Origin of the sequence: Permianibacter fluminis, from assembly GCF_013179735.1 — a bacterium.
Classification (GTDB): domain Bacteria; phylum Pseudomonadota; class Gammaproteobacteria; order Enterobacterales; family Permianibacteraceae; genus Permianibacter; species Permianibacter fluminis.
In genome coordinates this window covers 1,030,357-1,049,301 of record NZ_JABMEG010000001.1, presented here as the reverse complement: position 1 = coordinate 1,049,301, position 18,945 = coordinate 1,030,357, and the positions used below count along the sequence as shown (strand labels likewise).

The 18,945-nt window shown below is 59.6% G+C and carries 19 protein-coding genes; 2 read left to right on the top strand and 17 right to left on the bottom strand.

Annotated elements, in window-relative coordinates; translation table 11 throughout:
* Nucleotides 1–82: 82 nt before the first annotated feature.
* Nucleotides 83–886, bottom strand: coding sequence for a patatin-like phospholipase family protein (locus HPT27_RS04670; protein WP_172239624.1), 804 nt, complete (start codon nucleotides 884–886; stop codon nucleotides 83–85).
* 113 nt (nucleotides 887–999) lie between these two features.
* Here HPT27_RS04670 and HPT27_RS04665 point away from each other — a divergent pair, with 113 nt between their 5' ends.
* Nucleotides 1,000–1,671 carry a nitroreductase family protein gene (locus HPT27_RS04665; protein WP_172239621.1) on the top strand — a complete coding sequence of 224 codons (672 nt, stop codon included), beginning with the start codon at nucleotides 1,000–1,002 and terminating at the stop codon, nucleotides 1,669–1,671.
* A gap of 16 nt (nucleotides 1,672–1,687) precedes the next feature.
* Here the strand turns inward: HPT27_RS04665 and HPT27_RS04660 are convergent, their stop codons facing one another.
* Complete coding sequence (locus tag HPT27_RS04660) at nucleotides 1,688–1,942, bottom strand: YfhL family 4Fe-4S dicluster ferredoxin (RefSeq protein ID WP_172239618.1); 255 nt, start codon at nucleotides 1,940–1,942, stop codon at nucleotides 1,688–1,690.
* Nucleotides 1,943–2,062: 120 nt separating this feature from the next.
* Entirely contained in the window at nucleotides 2,063–2,551 is a 489-nt protein-coding gene (coaD, locus tag HPT27_RS04655; protein ID WP_172239615.1) for a pantetheine-phosphate adenylyltransferase, read from the bottom strand.
* A gap of 78 nt (nucleotides 2,552–2,629) precedes the next feature.
* On the opposite strand from coaD, the gene HPT27_RS04650 reads away from it, so the two are divergent.
* Entirely contained in the window at nucleotides 2,630–2,905 is a 276-nt protein-coding gene (locus HPT27_RS04650; protein WP_172239612.1) for a PilZ domain-containing protein, read from the top strand.
* A gap of 78 nt (nucleotides 2,906–2,983) precedes the next feature.
* On the opposite strand, the gene HPT27_RS04645 is transcribed toward HPT27_RS04650, so the two are convergent.
* The 14 genes from HPT27_RS04645 to HPT27_RS04580 form a co-directional block, all read right to left on the bottom strand.
* Nucleotides 2,984–3,565 carry a DUF2846 domain-containing protein gene (locus HPT27_RS04645; protein ID WP_211197851.1) on the bottom strand — a complete coding sequence of 194 codons (582 nt, stop codon included), beginning with the start codon at nucleotides 3,563–3,565 and terminating at the stop codon, nucleotides 2,984–2,986.
* Between the two features lie 11 nt (nucleotides 3,566–3,576).
* The gene (locus HPT27_RS04640; RefSeq protein WP_172239609.1) at nucleotides 3,577–5,181 is read right to left on the bottom strand and encodes a GMC family oxidoreductase; all 1,605 of its coding nucleotides are present in this window, start codon (nucleotides 5,179–5,181) and stop codon (nucleotides 3,577–3,579) included.
* 491 nt (nucleotides 5,182–5,672) lie between these two features.
* The gene (locus tag HPT27_RS04635; RefSeq protein ID WP_172239606.1) at nucleotides 5,673–6,197 is read right to left on the bottom strand and encodes a twin-arginine translocation pathway signal protein; all 525 of its coding nucleotides are present in this window, start codon (nucleotides 6,195–6,197) and stop codon (nucleotides 5,673–5,675) included.
* A gap of 33 nt (nucleotides 6,198–6,230) precedes the next feature.
* Entirely contained in the window at nucleotides 6,231–7,649 is a 1,419-nt protein-coding gene (locus tag HPT27_RS04630; protein WP_172239603.1) for a coniferyl aldehyde dehydrogenase, read from the bottom strand.
* A gap of 849 nt (nucleotides 7,650–8,498) precedes the next feature.
* A complete protein-coding gene (locus HPT27_RS04625) occupies nucleotides 8,499–8,975 on the bottom strand; it encodes a hypothetical protein (RefSeq protein ID WP_172239600.1) in 477 nt (158 codons plus the stop codon).
* Nucleotides 8,976–9,023: 48 nt separating this feature from the next.
* Entirely contained in the window at nucleotides 9,024–10,097 is a 1,074-nt protein-coding gene (hemE, locus tag HPT27_RS04620; RefSeq protein ID WP_172239597.1) for a uroporphyrinogen decarboxylase, read from the bottom strand.
* Between the two features lie 146 nt (nucleotides 10,098–10,243).
* Nucleotides 10,244–11,857 carry an AAA family ATPase gene (locus HPT27_RS04615; protein WP_172239594.1) on the bottom strand — a complete coding sequence of 538 codons (1,614 nt, stop codon included), beginning with the start codon at nucleotides 11,855–11,857 and terminating at the stop codon, nucleotides 10,244–10,246.
* A gap of 232 nt (nucleotides 11,858–12,089) precedes the next feature.
* Nucleotides 12,090–13,163 (bottom strand): 3-dehydroquinate synthase, encoded by a 1,074-nt coding sequence (gene aroB / locus HPT27_RS04610; protein ID WP_172239591.1) that lies wholly within the window; start codon nucleotides 13,161–13,163, stop codon nucleotides 12,090–12,092.
* A gap of 3 nt (nucleotides 13,164–13,166) precedes the next feature.
* The gene (gene aroK / locus HPT27_RS04605) at nucleotides 13,167–13,688 is read right to left on the bottom strand and encodes a shikimate kinase AroK (RefSeq protein WP_172239588.1); all 522 of its coding nucleotides are present in this window, start codon (nucleotides 13,686–13,688) and stop codon (nucleotides 13,167–13,169) included.
* Nucleotides 13,689–13,902: 214 nt separating this feature from the next.
* A complete protein-coding gene (gene pilQ / locus HPT27_RS04600; protein WP_172239585.1) occupies nucleotides 13,903–15,966 on the bottom strand; it encodes a type IV pilus secretin PilQ in 2,064 nt (687 codons plus the stop codon).
* A 23-nt stretch (nucleotides 15,967–15,989) separates the two neighbouring features.
* Nucleotides 15,990–16,532, bottom strand: coding sequence for a pilus assembly protein PilP (locus HPT27_RS04595; protein WP_172239582.1), 543 nt, complete (start codon nucleotides 16,530–16,532; stop codon nucleotides 15,990–15,992).
* Nucleotides 16,529–17,140, bottom strand: a complete 612-nt coding sequence (locus HPT27_RS04590) for a type IV pilus inner membrane component PilO (protein WP_172239579.1) — start codon at nucleotides 17,138–17,140, stop codon at nucleotides 16,529–16,531. The genes HPT27_RS04595 and HPT27_RS04590 overlap by 4 nt, the downstream gene beginning before the upstream one ends.
* The gene (locus HPT27_RS04585; protein WP_172239576.1) at nucleotides 17,137–17,793 is read right to left on the bottom strand and encodes a PilN domain-containing protein; all 657 of its coding nucleotides are present in this window, start codon (nucleotides 17,791–17,793) and stop codon (nucleotides 17,137–17,139) included. Before HPT27_RS04585 ends, HPT27_RS04590 begins: the two co-directional genes overlap by 4 nt.
* Nucleotides 17,793–18,857 carry a pilus assembly protein PilM gene (locus tag HPT27_RS04580; RefSeq protein WP_172245093.1) on the bottom strand — a complete coding sequence of 355 codons (1,065 nt, stop codon included), beginning with the start codon at nucleotides 18,855–18,857 and terminating at the stop codon, nucleotides 17,793–17,795. Before HPT27_RS04580 ends, HPT27_RS04585 begins: the two co-directional genes overlap by 1 nt.
* Nucleotides 18,858–18,945: the final 88 nt, after the last annotated feature.

Here is an 18,945-nt window from a genome sequence, read left to right as displayed (position 1 = left end):
CGCAATACCGACTAACGAACTGGCATAAGCCGGCCCGATGCAGACGTATTCAATCGGCGTCGGCGATGAGCGTATTCGACAGTTACGGTCCGACCGCGTTGGCTGGCGGCACCGCAGCGTGCACGTTGCCTGACATTAGTGGCTGCCACGGCTGCGCCAACCGCGCCGTCGTCGTTGCATAAGCCTCAGCGAAGGCCAACGAGCCGCGTTCCAGCTTGAATGGACTGCAGCGGGTCAGCCCGACCAACACCAGCGTGGTGCCGTTGCCACGTTGTGGCGGCCGCAGCGCCGGATCATCGGCCCGACGCCACGGTGACTTGGCAGCCAGATGGTGAATCAGCACGCGCTCGTCATCGGCAACCGCGGCCAGTGCAGGCCGGTCTTTGACGCCGCCATCGAGCAGCGTTTCACCGTTGCGCCGAAGTGGCTGGAACAGCACTGGCAGGGCGCAACTGGCATAGGTGGCATCGACCAGATCACCGGAGTCGATTACCTCGGTGCGTTGACGGCTGGCGTTGTAGACCGACAAGGCCAGCGGGACTTGCAGCGCATCAAAGTGGGTGGAGGGAAAGGTCGCGCGCATTTGCGCCCGGAACTGCTCGCCTTTGAGCAGGCCGCCCCTCCAGATCGCCCAACCCGGATCCCAGAAATCCTGCCGCTTCATCGTGAACAGCAACTGCTGCATCGCTTCGATCGACATGCCGCTGGCATAACAGGCCGCGACCAGCGCTCCCGAACTGGCGCCGGTCAGCCGCGCCGGTGGCAAACCGGCATCGAGCAGCGCCTTGAGCACGCCAAAATGGCCGAAGAAGCCAAAGAAACCGGAACCTAGCGTAAGGGTATAGGGCTGCTCGGCAAGCCAATCACGCAATGTGATCCCAGCCATGGCCGTCTTGGCTGCGGGTTTCGCGGTAGCGATAGGTATCGGTGTAGTCATTTGCATTGCCGCAGAAGTTGGTATTGTTGTCACACACACTCTCGTTAGCCGAACTTATGCCGATGACCACCGCTCGCCTGCACCCGCTGCCACCACTACCTGATTACGATGACACCGAACGACTGCGCCGCAGCACTGATTTCGCCAACCTGGTGCGGCAACGGCGCACGGTTCGTGATTTTTCAGCAAAACCGGTACCGGCAGCAGTGATTGAACAAGCCTTGTGGGCTGCCGGCAGCGCACCCAGCGGCGCCAATCAACAACCTTGGCATTTTGCCGTGATCAGCAACGCTGAAATCAAACAGCGCATTCGCGCCGCGGCCGAAGAGGAAGAGCGAGAATTTTATTCCCGCCGCGCCAGCCAGGAATGGCTGCAGGCATTAGCACCACTCGGCACCGACTGGCAGAAACCATTTCTCGAAATTGCGCCGTATCTGATTGTGGTATTCAGCCAAAAATGGCATCTCGATGCCGACGGCAACAAGCACAAGCATTACTACGCGCCGGAGTCTGTTGGCATTGCCACCGGCATACTCCTGACTGCCCTGCACAATGCTGGTCTTGCCACACTGACTCACACACCGAGCCCTATGGGCTTTCTCGCCGAGTTACTGGGTCGACCGGAAAGCGAGCGAGCGGAAATGATCGTGGTGGTCGGTCATCCGGCGGAACACTGCCAGGTCCCGGTGATTAGCAAGAAGTCGCTGGCCGAATACGTGTCGTACTTTTCCTGATCGCGATTGCCGGGATTCAGCGCGGAGCCGGCTTGCCGGTCAGCTTTTCATAGCGCGCCAGCAGCACCTCGCGCGACTCTTCCTGACCGAGAGGAATGCAATCGACCGGACAGACTTGCTGGCACTGCGGCGCATCGAAATGACCGACGCATTCGGTGCACTTGTCCGGATCGATGACGTAGATCTCCTCGCCCTGCGAGATCGCCTCGTTCGGGCATTCCGGTTCGCAGACATCGCAGTTGATGCATTCGTCGGTGATTTTCAGTGACATGAAACCGTCTCACTCATAAAGCGCAGCCAGCTTGCATAAGCCGCAGCCCGCGTGCACAAGCTGCAGCCAGCGTGGCGGATTTACCCGCGCCGCGCCTTGACCCGGATCAGCGCCGGGCGATCAGGCCCGGGCGGCCGCTTGCTGCTTCAGCGCTGCCGCCACCGCCGGATGGACAAAGGCCGACACATCGCCGCCAAGCAGCGCGATCTCGCGTACCAGCGTTGAGGAAATGAACGACAGGTGTTCGGACGGGGTCAGGAACAGGCTCTCGATTTCCGGCGCCAGCCGACGATTCATGTTGGCCAGCTGGAATTCGTATTCGAAGTCGGAGACCGCGCGCAGGCCGCGCAACAGGGCGCTGGCATGACGCTGGCGGGCAAAATCGGCCAGCAGTCCCTGAAAGCCGACAATCTCGACATTCGGGAAACTGCCCAGCACGCTATGGGCCAGCGCGACCCGCTCATCCAGTGAAAACAGGGTCTTTTTGCTGGTGTGGGCCGCCACCGCGACCACCACATGATCGAACAGCCGCGCGGCGCGTTCGACCAGATCGGCATGGCCGTTGGTCAAGGGATCAAAGGTGCCCGGATAGATAACTGTCTTGCCCATGCCTTGCGCGCCAACCAATAACGATCTAGAAAGGCACATGGTAACCGATGGCCATGAGCCTGCCAAAGCAGCCGCGACATGACAAATCCTTTGAACCCGCGCGCCGAGCGCCTGCCAGCCAGCTTCAAAGTGGAAGCCAGCTGGGCCGGCGAGACCCACGTCTACACCACCCGCAACATCTCCGACACCGGCATTTTTTTGATTATCGACAGCGGACCGCGACCGGCGCTCGGTAGCACTGTGAGCGTCCGCCTGCAGGGCAATCTGGGTTGCGGTGAAGAGCCGCCCACGCTGCCCATGCAGGTGGTGCGGATGGAATCGGCGGGAATCGGGCTGCGCTTTGCCGAAGACTGACGAGTGAAATCTGACCGGCAGGAACTGACCTGCGAAACCTGACTGGCGGGACCTTGCGCCCCGCCAGTCATTGGCGTCTTAGTTGCCGCTACCTTGCACTTGCTTGGTTTCCAGCACGCCTTTCTTGCCTTCTTCTTCGCTCATCAAGTGCAGCGCCGAACCGGCCGACATCATGCCCATTTTCACTTCTTGCCAGACAAAGATGTTCTTGCCGGCTTCGGCCGTGATGTCGAGGCTGGCATTGTTCTCTGTCAGCGACTGAACCTTGTGCGGGCCGGGCGCCACTTGGCGCAGGACAAAGGTATTGGCAGCAGTTTCGCCAACATGTTGACCATCAACGGTCAGCGGCATCTTGATCGCAGCGCCCATCGACTCATTGCGGTAAATATACAAATTGGCCTTGTCTGCAGGCGCGATAAATTTCTTCGAAGCCGCGTCCACTTCCTTCGTGGCCATCGGCACCGAGGCACAGCCCACCGCCATCATCGCAATTACAGCAACCATACCCAGTTTGACAATGTTCTTCATGTTCGTCCCTATCGTTCTGGTGGTTCGATCCTGTGGATCGTTCAGGTAGATCATTCTGGTGAAAACACCGGGAGGTGCTCCCGATGTGTCGCCACAGTACCCGCCCGAGCAGCCGCCGGCAAGCGCGCGCATCCGGCCGACATTCAGTGGGTCAACTCGCCGGCAAGCTCAGTGGCCAATTTCATCACCAGACCATAGATCGACAGCTGCGGATTGACCCCAAGACTGGTCGGGAACAGCGAACCGTCGTGCACGCTGAGGTTGTCAAAACCGCGCAGGCGACCGTGGGAGTCACAGACGGTTTTCGCCGCGTCTTCACCAAATGCGCAGCCGCCCATCACATGCGCACTGACCATCTGCGTGCGCAGCGGATCTTTCGCCAGGCCGGCGATGGCCGTCTTGGCCTGTGCGAGCGCGCGATACGGAGTCGCATCCTTGTGCAGCGGTAGCACCTGCTCGGCGCCGGCGGCGAATTGCAGTTCCGCCATGCGCAGATACGCATCGTGCATGCCGTCGAGCAGGTAGCCAGTGACCGGATAATCGAGCAGCGCGTCACCGTGCGCATCAAGCTCGACCCGGCCGCCAACCGACTGCGGATGAAAGCCGTCGCGGATCAGCGCCAGCGTTGCCTGCACACGCGGCAATTCGCGCATGAACCCGGCGTGTTCAAGTCCGTGCCGCAGCAGGATGGTTGATCCGATCAACGGATGCACCGGCGGCACTTCCAGTTTGTAACCGCAGCGCTCGCTGACGCCGTGCTTCCAGACAAATTCATCGGAATAAATACTTTGCGGCGCGCCGGCATCGGCATGCACCGGCGTTGGCATCAGCGCCACCGAGATGACCACCGGATGCAGAAACGTACGGGCGCCAATCAAGCGATTGGGATCGGGCAACTGCGAACGCAGCAGCAAGGCCGGCGTATTGATCGCGCCACCGCTCAGGACAAAGTGTTTGCCGGTGACGTTGACGCGGACGCCATCGCGATGCTGGCCAAAGGCATCCATCGCGGTGCCGGTCGCCGACTGCACGCGGCTGCCCTGCCAGTTCAGCGTTTCAATGCGCACCCGCGACACCAGCGTTGCGCCAAGTGCCAGCGCATGCGGGATGGTGGTGATCAGCATCGACTGCTTGGCATTCATCGGACAGCCGGTGCCACAGTAGCCGAGATTGGCGCAGCCACGGACATTGCGCGGAATCACTTCAGCGTGCCAGCCCATCCGCGCGGCGCCATCGCGCAGCGCGGCATTGTTGGCATTGGGCGCTACCGGCCAGGGCGCAATGCCAAAGCGCGCTTCGGCGCGCTCAAACCACGGTTGCATCACCGCATCATCAACGCCGGTGGTGCCGAATTCATGCTGCCAGTATTCGCGGGTCGGTTTGGGCGTGCGAAAACTTGAGGTCCAGTTGACCGTGGTCGAGCCGCCGACGCTGCGGCCCTGCAAAATATTGATCGCCTTGTCTTTGGTTTTGCGCGCGGCCGCCTCCTGATACAGCTGGGCGTAAGCCTCGTCTTCGCGCATCCGAAAATCTTTCGCGGTTTTCAGCGGCCCTTCTTCGATGATGAGAACCGACAGACCCGCCTCGGCCAGAATTTCCGCTGTGACACCGCCACCGGCACCGCTACCGATGATCACCACATCGGCGCTGAGCGTGAGACTGTCGGTCAGGGTTTCGCCGTTGATATGGCGCCAGCTGGGGTCGTAGCGATCGTCTGCGTAGGTTTGGTGGAAGTAGTCGCTCGTCATCGGTGTTTCACTGTGCTTGCAAAGCATATTTAACCACCTCCCCTGTGAAGGGTGGGCGTGGGTTTGGGTGAGGTAGTTGCCGCACCGCTGGTTTGATTATTTCCGTTGTTTTTCAGCCGGCTGATGTGCCGGGTCCCGCCCCGGCGGGCGGGTGACTTTCTTTGCGAAAGAAAGTCACCAAAGAAACATGCCCGGCTCCGAGCCGCGCTACGCGCGGTGCCCTGCGCTGCTCATTCCGTTTGGGGCTTTTCTGACAGCACATCCCTGTGCAGTCAGAAAAGGCTTCGGCTTCCTGCCTCGCCCCTTCACTGCGTTACGGGCTACTAACCCAAACTGCACTCCGCTGCTCGGCTCGTCGAACGGGCGGAACTCAAACACCTTGCCAGCAATCCATCATGGTGCTGATTCTGAATGGTAAAACGTGGAAAGCCTTCGAATTGACAGAGTGATCTCTCGTTCGAATGGCTGCATAGCTATCAATACCGTCTAATTCACCGCACCGTAGGTGGTCCGGCATAACCGGCCAAGGCCCAGTTGGCCGGATCGCCATAAAAAGACGCCATCACCAGATTGTGCAAACCGGAATAGGCGGTTTGCAGCAAATCCAGAAAACTGTCGCGCCAGTGATTCAGAAATTGCTGTTTGTCATTCAGGCTGGCGTTGGCCCAATTGCTCCAGACCCCGGCCACCGCCACCCGGCCGGCCTTGTTGGTCAAGAGATCCAGGAGCTGACGCAGTTCGGCTTGGGTGCGTGGATACAGATGCAGCAGGGCTTGATCAAACCGGATGAGCAGCTGCTGGATTTGCTGGCTACGCTGCATCGGTTCTGTTGCCAGCGCGCCGTCCAGCAGCGCCGGGATCAGCGCCGTCAACACCAGCACATCGTCGCCATTGAGAAATTTCAATTCCGCTGGAGCGGCCGGCGCGTCATCACCGGGCGCGATCGCGAGCGTCAAGCCGACCAGCGCGGCGCCGCCAATCAGCGTGCTCAACAACAGTTGGCGACGGGTCAGCATCGGCAGAATTCCTGTTCGGTGTTCTGTGCGCAATCAGCCCAACATGAATTTGAGCATCGCCCGGACCCGACCACCGAACGGCGGATACAAAAGCGGTGCGCCGTTGTAGCGACTCTGATGGAAAATCGGTTTCAGTTTCGAAAAGGTATTGAAGCCGAATTCGCCGTGGTAATGGCCCATGCCACTCGGTCCGATGCCGCCAAAAGGCAGCGCTTCCTGACCGACGTGCAGCAGACAATCATTGAGCGTGACGCCACCGCTGTGGGTTTCGTGCAGCACCTTGTCGATGTCCTGACGGTGGTAGCCGAAGTAATACAGGGCCAGCGGCCGTGGCCGGGCGTTGACGTAGGCAATGGCATCCACCAGCGCGCGATAGGACAGCACCGGCAGCAGCGGTCCGAAAATTTCTTCCTGCATGACCCGCATGTCGTCAGTGGCGTGCAAGACAATGCGCGGGACAAAATGGGTGGCGGTATCTTCGGCGTCGATCAGCTTGATCAGCTGCGCACCTTTGCTTTCGGCATCGGCGATCACGGCCGCGATGCGTTCGCGCTGGCGCGGCGTTGCCAGCGCGCTGAAATCCTGCGGCCAGTTCGGATAGCGCGCGCGCGCCACCCGCTTGGCTTCATTGACAAATTTTTCTTCACTGCCGACCGGCAGCAGCACGTAATCGGCGGTCACGCAGATCTGGCCGGCGTTCATCAGCTTGGTGCTGACGATGCGCTCGGCCGCCAACACCAGCGAGCTGTCGGTGCCGATGATCACCGGGGATTTACCGCCAAGCTCCAGCGTCACCGGGGTCAGGTTTTCGGCCGCTGCGCGCATCACCGCTTTGCCGACTGCAGTCGAGCCGGTGTACAGCAGGTGATCAAATGGCAATGCACAAAAGGCCTGACTGGTTTCAACGCCGCCGTTGATCACCACCAGTTCGTCCGGTGCAAAATGGGCCGCGACCGCTGCCGCCAATACCTCGCCAAAACGGCCGGTAAATTCACTCGGCTTGACCATGACCCGATTGCCGGCAGCAAACGCGCCAGCGACCGCCGCCAGGGTCAGGAACAACGGATAATTCCACGGCGAGACTATGCCGACCACGCCAAGTGGCTGCGGCTGGATCCAGGCCTTGCCCGGCTTGAACCAGATCGACACGCCCTGCTTGCGCGGCTTCATCCACCGATGCAGGTGCTTGCGGTTGTGCTTGATCGCCTCAATCGCCGGAAACACTTCGAGAATGTCGGTTTCGGTCGGCGCCCGACCGCTCCAGTCCTGATCGATCGCCGCGGCCAATTCGGCGCGGTGCGCTTTCAGCATTTTCAGCAGCCGGTTCAGCCGGTCCCGCCGCTCGTCCTCACTCGGAAACAGCTGCCGCTGGTAGCCGGCTTTGAGCTGCTCGAATGGCAGGGTCAGCGGATCGATATTCGGGGTGTTGATGACAGTCAACGCGGCGGTCATGTTCGGGATCTTCGGAAGCCGGGGTAGCCGGAAGCTTACGCTTGGGAGTCGGGCTTGGGAAGTAAGTGACTTGGGGTCAGTTGCAGTTTATTGATGGTTTCGCGGCATGCCCGGCGAGGTGGCTCAGTAGCTGGCATTGCCGGGTCTCGCCCCGGCGGGCGAGGTACTTTTCTTGGCGCAAGAAAAGTACCCAAAAGAACATTGCCTGTATTCCTCGCCGCTAAAACGATGAAACTGTTTTAGCGGTTCCCTGCGCTACTCCACTCCAGCTGGGGCTTTTCAGACAGCACATCCCTGTGCAGTCTGAAAAGGCTTCGGCGTCCTGCCTCGCCCCTTCGCTTCGCTACGGGCTATTAACCCAGCTTCCATTACGTTGCTCGGCTCGTCAGACGGCGGGAAAGGCAAAGGCACGCTGCGCGCCAAAAAAAAACAAATCACACCTGTCATTCCGGCGAAAGCCGGAATCCAATTTGAATTTGGTTTTGGAAAACACAATGGATTCCGGCCTTCGCCGGAATGACAGACTGAGATGCAATGCCGAAGCAACCAACCCCAGCTAGAACCCGGGGCCCCCATTCGCGCCAGCCGGCGATTCGACGTTAGCGGTCGGGTGCGCTGGCAAGGACGCCAGCGCAGTGCTGATAAGGCAGGACGCCGCATCAGCACGTGCCCGAAGCCGATAACGCCGAAGCGACGGGCGGAGTCTCCGAAGCAACCAATCTGATTCTGGCGCGTGGGGCGTGTTTCTTTGCCTTCTTTCTTTGCACGAGCAAAGAAAGAAGGTCGCCCGCCGGGGCGAGACCCGGCAAACCTTGCTTGCGAGACATAACTCGGGATACTGCAGAAACACTACACAGATTTTTTCGCTTCGTATTCGTCAATCAACTTATAGAAAAGCAAGAGGGTGGCCTGACATGTTTCATCGCCTTCTCTTAAGTCAATCCAATGGCGAACCAAACTCCATTCTCGCTCATTTACCAAACGCCCCCTCTTGATGATTTTTTCCAACGATTGAGCGTCTTTTTCGAAGAACCCATCTAGGCATTCGTTAACGATGCGATTATAGGTCTGAACAGCTACGGGACGAATCGCAGGATTGAGCTTTGAGAGGAAAACGGGAATTTCCCTCAACCCTTGCTCCAGCCCCGTTATCAATGAGGAGCGAGCGCCTCTTGCTTCTGGCGCTGTTAGCAGTTGGTTTATTTGTAACAGTGACCTTTCCCAAGATTCGCTTAGCGTTCGGAGTTCATCACTGTCAATTTCCTCGAATGAGTGCAACAGCCGCTGCCACACCTGGAGTAGTAGCTCGAGCTTTGTAGACGCCATTTGGACACTAATCCCTCAATGCCTCAGTTTTTGAGAAATACCCAGCTCTCAAACGTGATACTGCCGACTCAACTCATGCACCGCCTCAACAAACACCCCCGCCTTCTCCGGCGAAACAAACTGATGAATGCCATGGCCCAGATTGGCGACATGGCCCGAGCCATGACCATAACTCGCCAACATCCGCGCCACTTCTTCGCGAATGCGCTCCGGCGTGCCATACAGCACACCCGGATCAAGATTGCCTTGCAGCGCGACTTTGCCCTGCACGCGAGCGCGGGCATCGGCGAGATCGGTGGTCCAGTCAACGCCGAGCATGTCGCAACCGGTTTCGGCCATGACATCAAGCCAGGCACCGCCGCCTTTGGTGAACAGTGACACCGGCACCCGGCGACCGTCATTTTCGCGCTTCACGCCATCAAGAATCTGCTGCATGTAGCGCAGCGAAAACTCGCGATAAATGGCCGGGCTCAGCACGCCGCCCCAGGTATCGAAAATCATCAGCGCCTGCGCGCCGGCCGCGACTTGTGCGTTCAGATAATCGGTGAGCACGCGGGCCAATTTGTCGAGCAGCGCGTGCAGGGTTTTCGGTTCGCCGTACATCAGGCCCTTGATGTGGGCGTATTCTTTTGAGCCGCTGCCTTCGACCATGTACGTGGCGATGGTCCACGGACTGCCGCAAAAACCGATCAGCGGCACCTTGCCATGCAGTTCACGTCGGATGGTGCGCACGGCGTCCATCACATAGCGCAGTTCGGTTGCCATATCTGGCGTTGGCAGTTGCGCAACATCGGCGGCGCTACGTACCGGTTTACGGAATTGCGGGCCTTCGCCTTGGGCGAATTCGAGGCCGAGCCCCATGGCGTCCGGCACGGTCAGGATGTCGGAGAACAGAATCGCGGCATCGAGCGGATAACGACGCAGCGGCTGCAGCGTCACTTCACAGGCCAGCTCCGGGTTTTGGCACAGCGCCATGAAGTTGCCGGCCTGGGCGCGCGTGGCGCGGTATTCCGGCAGGTAGCGACCAGCCTGACGCATCATCCAGACCGGCGTGTAATCGACCGGCTGCCGCAATGCCGCGCGCAGGTATCGGTCATTTTGCAGGGGCGTGGCGCTGGTCATGGGAATTCCTTCAACGATGGGGTGAGGCCGACCGACAGTGAAGCGGTGCAGGGAAAGCAGAACGCCACCGCGAGGGTGGCGTTTGCCAGTTTACCAGTGGCGCGGGCTGGCGCTGAAGCGGCAGACCGAAACCGGCTTGATCCGGATCAGCGTTTGGCCTTGATCTCGTCCTGAATGGCCTTGATGGTCTTGATCCACGGCCCGCCTTTGCGCACGGCTTCCGGCAGCGCATCGCGGGCACGTTCGGCAGCGGCGCGGTCGGCGAAGGGCGCCAGCACCAACACTTGCCAAGGTTTGCCGTCACGGACGCCGTGATAGACCAGACCGCGATCGAGTTTGTGCTGACGAACAAACTGGGCCATGGAGTCGTCATCGCGCAGACCGATGATCTGCACCGCAAAGTAGCCGGGACTGGCATTCAGCAGCGCTTGCTCATCGGCGCTGTAGCGGTCGTTATTGCTGGCCGGCTTGTTGACGGGCTTGCTCACCGGTTTTTCTGCTGGCTTGTCGGCGACCGGTTTGCTCGGCGTCGGCTTGACCGGCTCTGGTACCGGCTTGCTGATGGCCGGTTTGCTTTCAGTTGTCTTGCTTTCTGGCTTGACCGGCGCGAACTCATCGCTCGCCGTGTTATCGGTACCGGCGTTGGCGGCGTATTGGCTATCGGTTTCGTTATTTGCCTCAACGTTCGCAGCATCGCCGCGGCCGGCAGCGTCAACGCTGTCAGCGCCACCGGTCGGTTCCTCGATGATTTCGAGGCTGGCCGGCGCCTCGCCGGTCGGTACCGGTTGAGCGTCGATGGCGAGATCCTGACGGCGGGCATCACCGAGATCGGCACCCGGCTCGGTCGCAGGTTTGCTGGCGCTGGTCGCGGCCTTGTCGCCGCCCTTGATCCAGTCGTTCAACTCGCGCTGATACATCAAGGCCAGCGCCAGCGTGAACACGCCAACGCCGATCAGCGGCAGTTTCAACCAGCTGTGCCGTTGCCAGAAACCGGCCGCTTCTTCGCCGTCATCCACGCTGTGTTCGCGCACATCGCTGCTGAACTCGTCTTGCTCATCGTCCGGGTATTCGTCGCGTTCGTTGGTCACGGCTTGCTCCGCCAATTGAGTGAGAATGGCACCAGGCCAACCTTGTTGTTGCTGCCAGGCCGCGCGCACCACGCTGCGTTCCGGCTCGTTTTCACCTTGCGCGGCTGCCCACACTGTCGCCAGTCGTTGCGCATCATCGACGCTGAATGCCGGCAGCATCAAACGGTGCAAGTCGTGCGGACTCAAGCCGGCAAAATCGAGTTCGGCCAGCGCGGTTTCCAGCATATCGTCGCCAAACAGCACCAGCGTCAGCCGCGGATCTTCACGCTCCCGCTCGCTGACGGCGCATTCGAGCAGACTGCGCAATACATGCAGGTTCAGGTCCTGGGCATCATCGATGATCAGCGTGCGGCGGCCGGCCGGCGCCCGGGCGATGGCCAGCGACAAATCGCTTTCCATCATGGCGATCTGGGTCAGCCCGAGTTGGCGCAGCGCATCTTGATCAATCTGCGCGCTGGTCATCAATGGCTGGGCCTGGATCAATGCCACTGGCAGGGTGTTGGAAACTTGCGCTTTCAAGCGCTTGGCGATGTGGCTGCGGCCCGCACCAGGCGGACCAAATACCAGAATCAGACCGCGACCGTAATGACAGAGATGCTGCAGCTCGTCTTCGAGCTGGGACAGTGCCGGCGTGGCACAGTGGAAACTGCTGAAGCGGGAATCATTGGCCACAAAAAATCCCTGTTTTTGTAGTGCTGCTTTTGTCGCGCTGGCGTCTTGCTTGCGTCGTGCTGAGACCTTGCCACCGATAACACGCTGCGGTTGCCGAGCCGGCGCCGGTGCGAGTAAGCCCGGTGTTTCAGCCGGGCGCCGCGCAATGCCTTATTCGTTCTGATGTTGGCTGCCACGATGCCATAGCAGGGCTGCCGCGGTAAAGCTGGGTACGGCCAGCGAAACGGCTGCGTCAGCGACCCAGCACGCGCCGGACCGGACCGGTTTCAATGCCGTCAACAATCGCCGATCGACCGACCGCGGTTGGCAAAATGAAACGCAGCGTGCTGCCGAGATTTTTCTTGTCGAGCGCCATGTGCCGGAGCAAGGCCTCGTGATCGATGCCAGCGGGCAAGCCAACCGGCAAGGCGGCCCGCTGCAGCCAGTGCCGAGTCCGCTGCGCCAGTGTCCGGTCCGGCAGCGTGCCCAGCTCCGCCGCCAGTTCGGCGGCCAGCACCAGACCGGCCGCAACCGCCTCGCCATGCAGCCAGGCACCGTAACCCAGTTCGGTTTCGATGGCGTGGGCGAAAGTGTGGCCGAGATTGAGCAGCGCCCGTTCGCCCTGTTCGGTCGGATCGCGGGCAACGATGGCGGCCTTGTGTGCGCAGCTGCGGGCGATGGCATGGGCAAGTGCCTCAGCGTCGTGCGCGAGCAGGGCGTCCAGCTGCTGTTCCAGCCAGAGCAGGAAGTCGGCGTCGGCGATCAGGCCGTATTTGATGATTTCGGCGAGGCCAGAGCGGAATTCGCGTTGCGGCAAGGTCGCCAGCGTCGCGAGATCAGCAATCACCGCTTCTGGCTGGTGAAAGGCGCCGATGAGGTTCTTGCTGGCCGGATGGTTGATGGCCGTTTTGCCACCGACCGAGGAATCGACCATTGCCAGCAGTGTGGTCGGCACCTGGATGCAGGCGATGCCGCGCTGGTAGCAGGCCGCGGCAAAGCCGCCGAGATCGCCGATGACACCACCACCGAGCGCAATCAGCACGCTGTTGCGCCGGCGTTTGTGTTGCACCAGGGCATCGATGACGGCGGCAAACTGGCCGAGTGATTTCTGCTCTTCGCCCGGCGGCAGGATCAGCGTCGGCGCATCGGCACCGGCCAAGCCCTGCTGCAGTCTCGGCAACCACCGCGCGGCGACATTATCATCGGACAAAACAAATGCCTGCCGGCCGGCCAGCAGCCGCGACCACAGGTCGGCGTCTGCCAGCAGGCCGGCAGCGATATGGATGGGGTAGGAGCCTGAGCTCAGCGCGACCGTGACTGTCGTCACCGGTTAATCGCCCTGCAGCATGTCACAGATGTCTTTGGCGACGGCCTTGACTGAGCCGCGGTCGGTCGAGACGACATAGTCGGCGATTTCGCGATAAAGGGTATCGCGGTGACGGGCCAGTGATTCCAGCGTTTCTTTCGGATCATCGGTTTGCAGCAACGGCCTACGCTTGTCGCGACGGGTGCGTTCAAGCTGCTGTTCGATGGAGGTTTCCAGGAACACCACGGCGCCGCGGCCAGCCAGTGCGGTCCGGTTTTCCCGGGCCAGAATGGCGCCACCACCGGTCGCCAGCACGATGCCCTGGCGCTGGGTCAGCTCATCAATGACCTTCAGCTCACGCCGGCGAAAACCGTCTTCACCTTCGACTTCGAAAATCCAGTCGACTGCGACGCCGGCCCGTTCTTCGATTTCCTGATCGGCATCGATGAACTCCATCTTCAGCATCGCGGCGAGCTGTTTGCCGATCGTGGTCTTGCCAGCCCCCATGGGGCCAATCAAAAAGATATTTCGCTTATTGGTTTTCATGGATTAACTGCTGAAAAGTCAATGACTTGGAAAAAGGAACACTCCGCCCTTGCGCAAGCAAGGCGGCAAGGGTAGGGGGCCAGCCCCCCGCTGTCAACTTGCAAGAGTCCATAACCGCCAATCCGGCGGCCCCGGCCAAAAGACAGCGCCCGCCCGGCAGAGAGCCGGGCGGGCGCTGGATGACTGGCTCAGGTCGGGCGGGCCGACCGCCCGATCAGCGAACGTTGAGGTCCTTGATGATCTTCGGCGTTACGAAGATCAGCAATTCCTGTTTGTTGTTCTGGTTTTCCTTGTGCCGGAACAACCAGCCAAGACCCGGGATGTCGCCCAGCAACGGTACCTTGCGGACGTTGTTGAAGGTTTCTTCCTCGTAAATGCCGCCGAGCACCACGGTTTCACCGGTACGCGCCAACACCTGGGTATTCACTTCCTTGGTGTTGATGGCCGGACCGCGCGGCGTATCAACGCCCAGGCTGTCCTTGGTCACGGTCAAATCCAGAATGACGTTGTCATCCGGCGTAATCAACGGCTTGACGGTCAGGCTCAACACCGCCTTGCGGAAGGTCACGTTGGTGTTACCGGCCGACGAGGCTTGCAGGTACGGAATTTCCACACCGGTTTCGATGAACGACTCACGCTGGTTGGCGGTAGTCAGACGCGGGCTGGAAATCACCTCGCCACGACCTTCCGACTCCAAGGCCGACAATTCCAGATCCAGAATCGTACCGTCGGTCAAACGGCCAAGGTTGACGCCGATCGAACCGGCCGCATTCTGGGTCGGCATGTTGACGTTCAAGCGATCGGTAATAGTCGCCGTGCCGGTATTGGCCATCGATGCAGCACCATTCAGCGTACCGGCAAAACCACTCTGACTGTTCTTGTCGGACAAACCAAACCGAACGCCCAGTTCACGGGTGAAGTCATCGTTGGCGATAACCACGCGTGATTCGATCAAAACCTGACGCACCGGAATATCCAGCGTGCGAATCAGCGCCCGCACTTCATCCAGCTTGCGCGGCGTGTCCTGCACCAGCAGGGTATTGGTGCGATCATCCACCGACACCTGGCCGCGCTCGGACAGCAACACGTTGTCCTTGTTCTTCAGCAGCTTGGCGATATCGGTCGCTTTGGCGTAATTGATCTGGATGAATTCCGAACGCAACTGAATCAACTCTTCCTGCTGCTTCTCGGTTTCCAGACCCAAGCGCTCACGAGCAGCAATTTCATCGGCCGGCGCCACCATCATCACGTTGCCGTTCTGACGCTTGTCGAGACCCTTGGTTTTCAAAATCAGATCCAGCGCCTGATCCCACGGCACGTTCTGCAGCCGCAGCGTGATCGAGCCACCAACCGAGTCCGAGGTCACCATGTTGATGCCGGTGTAATCGGCAATGACCTGCAGCACCGCACGGACCGGAATGTCCTGGAAGTTCAGCGACAGCCGGTTGCCGACATAGGTCGGTTCACGCAGCTTGCGCTCTTCCACTTCGGCCTTGGTCAGCGGCTTCAGCTCAAGAGTAAAGTTTTCGTTGGCCTGATAGGCCAGATAATCGAACTCACCGGTGGTTTCAATGCGCACGCTGACGTTGCCACCGCGCCGCGAGACATCCACCACTTTGGCCGGCGTGCCAAAATCGAGCACATCAAGCTTGCGAATCAGATCATTGGAAATAGAGGTGCCGATGAAATCGGCAATCACCGTGCGACCTTCCTGCCGGACATCAACACCGATCTTCGGGTTGCCCAGCTTGAAAACCACGCGGCCTTCGCCTTTCTCGCCCCGGCGGAAATCGACCGCCTGAATGCCTCCGCCGCTCTTCACCACTGCCGGTTTGGCAACCGTTGTCGGGCTGCTGCTCGCTGCGGCGGCAACCGTCGTTTGACCACCGCCCTCGCCCAGCAGAATCACCAGATCATTGCCCTCGACGCGGGTGCTGTACGGCACCTGTTGTTCGAGATTGACCACGACCCGGGTCCGGCCTTGCGCTTCGGCAACCGACACGCTGCGGGCAAAGCCGGCGCCTATCGGCATGGATTTTTTGTCGAGCGTCAACGCGACACCGGGCAAATCCAGCGAAATGCGCGCCGGGTTGTCCGTGGTGAACGCTTTCGGCGCCGCCACGGGCTCGGTCAGGCTCAGCCGGATTTCGACTTTGTCACCACCGAGGGCATTGAAATTCATTGCTGTCAGGTCAGCTGCATCTACCGCAGAGGCCAACAACGCCAGCAGCGCGCCCACGGGCGTCATTGCGAACATGTAATTCTGATTCCGCTTCATGATCATGACTCCTGCGCGCCCCTTTACTCGCCCAGATTCAAATAAGTTTCCCGCTTGACCCAGCAACCGGTGCCGTCGGGAATGCGTTCTTCCAAAGTCACCCGGTCTTCAGCGACCTTGAGGACTTTGCCGTGATTGATGCCGAGATAACTGCCGACGCCAACCCGGTACACTACGCCGGCATTGGCGCCAGCCGAGCCACGGATGATGGCTTCAAACTTGTTGGGCGTGCCGAGCACACCAACCATGCGCAGCGTCTCCAGCGTGTAGCGCTCCAGATCTTCCTTGCGCCGGTTCGGGTCCGGCAAGGCATCTTCCGGGCAACCTTCGACAATTTCGGCAAGCTGGGCGATCTGACCAATCTGGAAGGCCGCAAATGGGCTGCGCATGTCAGCCGCACCATAGCGAAACTCTTCCTGCGGCTTCAGCTCGGGCATCGGCGGAATCGCTCCCGGCGGTTTCGCCTTGACCGACTGCACCCACTGTTTCAAATCACTGTTACTGTCGCCACCGCACCCGGCCAGCACCAGCGCCGCCATGACGACAAGCGAGAAAGCACGCTTCATTTGCCTTCCTCCGCTTCATAGCGATAGGTCTTGGCGACCACGCTCAGTGTCAAGCTGTCCGAGCTTTCGATATCACCTGGTTTGGCCGATGTTTTCAACGTAAAGTCATGAATCGTAACGATACGCGGTAGCGCTGATACCTTGCTGATGAACTCGCCAATCTGGTGATAGCCGCCTTTTACTGAAATCTCGATCGGCGTCTCGATATAAAACTCACGCTTTACATCCGCATTTTTTTCCAATTTTTCCGATGACAATCCCGAACCAGAAGCGGCATAGGAAATTTCATCAACCAGTCCCGGCACTTCGGTGCTCTTCGGCAATTGCCGCAACAGGTCCTTGAACGCCTCCTGCATTTGCTGCATCTGTTGCCGGTACGCACCCAAGTTGGCGGCCTTGCGCTGCTTCTCTTCAAACTCAGAACGCTTGGTAGCTTCCTGTTTGCGCGCGGCGTCCAGCTGGTCCCACTGGTCAGAAGTGAACAAGTACAAAGCCAAACCAACGACCACCAGACAGGCAATCGTAATCAAAAAGCCTTTGGCCAGAGTCGGAGCATTACCGAGGTTGTTGAAATCAATTTTTTGTAGGTCGCGAAAGTCCAGCTTCATTTCGAGCCTCCTTTCTTATTGTCTTTCTTGGCGTCCTTTTTCTTGCTGTCTTTTTTATCCTTGGCGTCTTTCTTGCCTTTTGCTTTCGGATCTTCCTTTGGCTCTGGCGGCTTGACGCCTTTCTGGATCGCGTACATCAGGAAGTCGCTGGACGGGGTCGCCGATTTCTTATCGGCGGCGATGTTGTCCAGATCCGGATTGCCGATCCACTGCGAGCTTTCGATATTGCGCATGAACGCCGCAACGCGCGGGCTCGACTCAGTTTTGCCCTTGACCGTCAGCTTGTTGTCTTTACGGACCAGCTCGGTCAGGAAAATCCCTTCTGGCAACAAACGCGGCAGTTCGTCAAACAGATGCACATTCAGGGGCCGGCTTTGCTGCAGCTCCTGGATGATGCCCATGCGCTGTTCGAGATCGGCACGCTGCTTTTCCAGCAGGTTAATCTCTTCGATTTCCTTGTCGACCACCTTGATTTCACTTTCAAGGTAGGTGTTGCGCAATTCCTGATCACTGATCATGCCGGCATAGGTCAGGTGAACGACCCCCATCAGCAAGGCAGTCAGGATCATCGACAGCACCAACATGCTGTAGAACTGACGGGCACGTTCCCGCCGTTCTTCGGCACGCCAGGGTAAGAGGTTTATCTTGGCCATCAGTCAAAGCTCCGCAGGGCCAGACCACAGCTGATCATCAGCGCTGGCGCATCCGATGCCAGTTGTTGCGCATTGACGCGCGAGGAAATCGACATGTCGGCAAACGGGTTGGCCAGACTGGTCGAGGTACCGAGCCGCTCCTGCACCAGCTCATCGAGACCTTCGATGGCGGCGCAACCACCAGCCAGCACAATATGGTCGACTTCACCGTATTGGCTGGCGGCATAGAAGAACTGCAGCGACCGGCTGATCTGCTGGATGATCGATTCTTTGAACGGCGCCAGTACTTCGCCCTCGTAATCGTCCGGCAGGCCGCCTTGCTTCTTGGCCATGCCAGCTTCTTCGAACGACAGACCGTAGCGACGCTGGATTTCTTCAGTCAGCTGGGTGCCGCCGAACACCTGTTCGCGGGTGTAGATGGTCTTGAAATTGCGCATGACCGACAGCGCCGTCATCGTGGCGCCCATGTCGACCACGGCAATGACCCGATCTTCACCGCGATTCGGCAGTTGATTGGCAATGAGCTGGAAAGCCCGCTCCATCGAAAACGACTCGACATCGACGACTTTGGCCCGCAGCCCGGCGATTTCCAGCGCTTCGACCCGGGTATCGACGTTTTCCGACCGCGAAGCCGCGACCAGCACGTCGAGCTTGTCCGGGGCTTTCTCGGATTCGCCCAGAACCGAGAAGTCGAGCGCAACTTCCTCAAGCGGGTACGGGATATATTGGTCGGCGTCGAGCTGGATCTGGCTTTCGATGTCGTCTTCCGACAGGCCCTTGTCCAGCTGGATGATCTTGGTGATGACCGCAGAGCCAGCGACCGCAACGGCCACATGTTTGCAGCTGGAGCCGGCGCGCGCGACCACCCGGCGGATGGCCTCGCCAACCGCAGCGGTGTCTTTGATGTCCCGCTCGACCACGGCATCGGGCGGCAAGGGCTCGACGGCATAGCTCTCAACCCGGTAGCGATTGCCAACCCGGCCGAGCTCGAGCAGCTTGCAGGACGTGGAACTGATATCCAGTCCTATCAAGGGGACTTTCTTCTTCCCGAAGAGCTGCGCCAGCATAGTTTTTCCTTTTCAGGGTGCGCGTTTACGAAAACTATATACGTTTTAACATGAAATAATAGACCTAACTATGCGCTAAATCACC